At 65.7% G+C, this 3,400-nt stretch carries 4 protein-coding genes; all 4 read right to left on the bottom strand.

The features are described 5' to 3' along the window. Window positions 1–517: 517 nt before the first annotated feature. Window positions 518–670: a hypothetical protein gene (locus tag HNO81_RS19840; RefSeq protein ID WP_015061970.1), complete on the bottom strand. Its 153-nt coding sequence runs from the start codon at window positions 668–670 to the stop codon at window positions 518–520. 198 nt (window positions 671–868) lie between these two features. After that, complete coding sequence (locus HNO81_RS19845) at window positions 869–1,882, bottom strand: DUF4192 domain-containing protein (protein WP_175319805.1); 1,014 nt, start codon at window positions 1,880–1,882, stop codon at window positions 869–871. 595 nt (window positions 1,883–2,477) lie between these two features. After that, the gene (locus HNO81_RS19850) at window positions 2,478–2,828 is read right to left on the bottom strand and encodes a hypothetical protein (protein WP_175319806.1); all 351 of its coding nucleotides are present in this window, start codon (window positions 2,826–2,828) and stop codon (window positions 2,478–2,480) included. 77 nt (window positions 2,829–2,905) lie between these two features. Next, window positions 2,906–3,337, bottom strand: coding sequence for a hypothetical protein (locus tag HNO81_RS19855; protein ID WP_175319807.1), 432 nt, complete (start codon window positions 3,335–3,337; stop codon window positions 2,906–2,908). Between the last annotated feature and the right edge of the window lie 63 nt (window positions 3,338–3,400).

Genomic DNA, 3,400 nt, shown 5'->3' on the forward strand with positions numbered 1-3,400 from the left:
TGGTGTTGCTCCTTTTTTGCCGAAAGGGTTGGTGGGTGGGGCGGCTCAGGTGACCGGCCAGCTTCCCCTCTCCCCCGTTGTTTTGGCTGCTGGCGAAGCTTGCGGAGCTGTGCCCGTGCAGGCCCGTCTACCCGCAGGGCAAGACCCGGAAAATCTTCGGAGGAAATAAGCGACGAAGGAGCGCCGGAGAAGACTTTTGCGGGGCGTAGGCCCCGACGCAGGAGGGGCTAGAGGGGCCGGAACGGGTACGTACAATCCGTCAGGACAGCAGCCAAAAAGCGTCGCAGACAAGACAGTGCCAGGGGGTCCGGAGCTCTGCGACGGCGCCGCCTGGCCCCAACAGCCGACCGCGCCAGCGGACGCCCTTATCGGTGTGAGCCCTGGCGAACACCCACTCCCCCGGTCCACAGTTACATGCCTGCGCGCATGAAGGAAGGCCGGCACTGTCCGTGCCGGCCTTCATGTATTTCCCTCGGCAATAACGAAATCTGTGGTGCAGCGTCAGCGCTGCTTTCGGTTACAGCTCGTAGTGTCGGTGGTCTTTCCGGGGCCGGTCTACCGGCCCGGTTGCTGGGCCTGCGGTGAGCAGGCTCAGTTCCAGGATGTCTTCAAGGGGGCTCGCGTCCGGGGCAACGGTATCGTCTTCGGTCATGCGGAATTGATCTGCCACGCTCGGGACTCCTTGGCTGGACGGGACGGCGGTGTCCTTTCACAGTATCGGCAGTTCCTGCGCGTGGGCTGGAAGTCGCGGTGCCCGCGCAGCGTTTTCGCGGCCGGCGGAGCGAAGCGGGGGAGGCCGCCGCGACCTGGCGAAGATCCCGTGAGGAGGGCCGGACCCCTTTTGTAGTGGAGTCCGGCCCTGTCGAAGCTAGCGCTTCAGGCGGCGGTCATAGGCCTTTTTCGGATCGCGGCTGCAGTCTGCCAGCATGCCGCGGTTGACCAGTTCGCCCAGCAGTTCCGCCAGCCGGTACCCGGCGACGTCTTCGAGCGCGAGCTTGAAGTACCGGGCAGCGAAGCTGGACTGTCCTTTGAGCCATTCGAGCCAGCCGATCAGGCACAACATGGGGGCGCGCTGCCCTTCCGGGGTGGCTTTCATCAGCTCGAACGCGACTTCCTGTGCCGTGTCCACGCGTGCCCAGTCGGGGCGGGTGGGGAATACACCAAGCATGACGGAGGTGAACTGCTCGGGCGCGTGCGGGACGATGTCGCCCATCATGTAGTCCCGGATAGTGTGGTGCTGCAGCGCTCCTGCGAGCTGGTGCGCTGTCTGGGTCGTCAGGCTCTTGGGGTCCTTCAGCACCTTGGCCCAGGCAGCACGGCTGGCTTCGAGGTCTTCCGGCCAGCCGTCAGGCTTGTGCGCGGTGATAGCCTCGCGGGCCGCTTCGTCTCCAGTGAAGGGTGCCGGTGCGATGAAGCCGGTCACGACGCTCCCCCGGTAGATCAGGGCGGCGTTGCCGTTGCTGGTGGTGATCGCATCCAGCGGCTGGTCGGGGCAACAGCCGGTGTCCGTGCAGTGGTAGTTCCGCCACAATTCAGAGGTCACCAGCCATGCGTCCTGCAGGGGCATTCCGGCGGTTTCCAGTTCGGTGCGCAGTGCCTGCACATGCCCGGCGTAGGGGCTGCTGCCGTCGGTGGTGCTCTCGTCGGTGTAGATGACCAGCAGGCTGCCGGTGGCGGCCTCGTCAGCGGTCAGGTAGCTGACGATGGTTTGGGCGTAACCAACGGGATCCTGCCCGAACGGGGCATCCACGCGCAGGGTCGCGCCGATCTTGTTCCCCTGCATGGTCAGGGCGACAAAGGACTCCGTGGGGGCCTGTCCCAGCGTGTGCGGAATGAAAGCCAGGACGTCCGCCGGGCCGGTGAATTTGATGAAGTCGTTCATGGTGTTGCTCCTTTTTTGCCGAAAGGGTGGTGGGTGGGGCGGCTCAGGTGACCGGCCAGCTTCCCCTCTCCCCCCGTTGTTTTGGCTGCTGGCGAAGCTTGCGGAGCTGTGCACGTGCAGGCCCGTCTACCCGTAAGGGCAAGACCCGGAAAATCTTCGGAGGAAATAAGCGACGAAGGAGCGCCGGAGAAGAATTTCCGGGGCGCAGGCCCCGACGCAGGAGGGGCTAGAGGGGCCGGAACGGGCACGTACAATCCGTCAGGACAGCAGCCAAAACGTCGTAGACACAAAAGGGCCAGGGACGGCGGAGCCCTGCGGAGCCGGCACTGGACCCCACAGCCGGCCGCGCCAGCGGACGCCCTTCAACTGGTTGCAGCGCAGCGGAAACCAGGGCGAGCCCCGCGAGCCTGCCCTTTCACCCCCATGCCACGGACAACCCAACGACACCGCCTCCCTTGGCTTGCCGCCGGCGGCCGCCGTCCGGCACCTGGCTGCTGCGGGATGGGTGGTCCGCCGCGGCCAACCACCAGGACAAGCCGGCCACGACGGCGGAGCGCCCGCGGTGACCGGCCCCGAAGACCGGCCACCCTCGGCCCTATTCGCGGCGGTCGTGCAGCGGGACGGCTCCATAGTGTCCAGCTGCGCGGCGAAACCTGGCGTCACTGCTGAAGATGAACGTGCCGCCGAACATGTACCAAGGGGCGGGTTCACCTTCCGGGGCGACGGGCTCGGCGTGGATCACGGTCTCGCGGTGGAAGTGCTCGTTCTTGACGAGCCGGACGGCGGGCCGTTCCTCGGTTGCCTCGAATACCGGGTCGATGCCCTCGCCAATGACGGTTACTTCCATGACGCGGGCGGAGATGCCCCGGTTCGAGAAGTCCGTACCCAGGGCGTCGCGGTAGATCAGGGCGGTGATGCCCTTGGGGGCGGTGGTGTCGTTGCTCATGTGCTGGCTCCTTTGAAGTCGTTGGGCCGCTGTACTGCCCGGCTCCGGCCGGGCAGTACAGCGGTTGTCAGTGCTGGTTAGGCCACGTCCGCGAGGGTGCAGGGCATCCGGTACCGGCTGGGGAGTTCGGCGGCGGCCTCCGGCAGGTCTTCCGGGCCGTGGGCCTGTCCGTTCTTCCAATGGAAGAAGGCCTGCTCACTTATCGCGGTCCAGAACCTCGCCTTGGTCCGATAGAAGGTCGTTCGTACATCGCCTTCGCAGTAGGTGGCCATGCCGAACAGGTTCCCGATCTCGTCGGCGGTACGGATCCCGGCGACCATAACGTACGGCCACTGGCCCAGGTCCCAGCCGTCACACCCCCAGCTGGGGATCACGGCCCAGCCGTGTTCGCTGATGACGTCCATCCAGTCGTAGCCGTCGTTCATGTGGTAATCGACGAGCACGGGCACATCGTGGACCGTTTCGCCGGTGTCGACGGTGGTCACGGTCCTCTTAGTGATTGCGTTCATGTGGTGTTGCTCCTTTTTTGCCGAAAGGGTTGGTGGGTGGGGCGGCTCAGGTGACCGGCCAGC

The organism is Pseudarthrobacter sp. C4D7 (assembly GCF_013359725.1).
GTDB lineage: Bacteria > Actinomycetota > Actinomycetes > Actinomycetales > Micrococcaceae > Arthrobacter.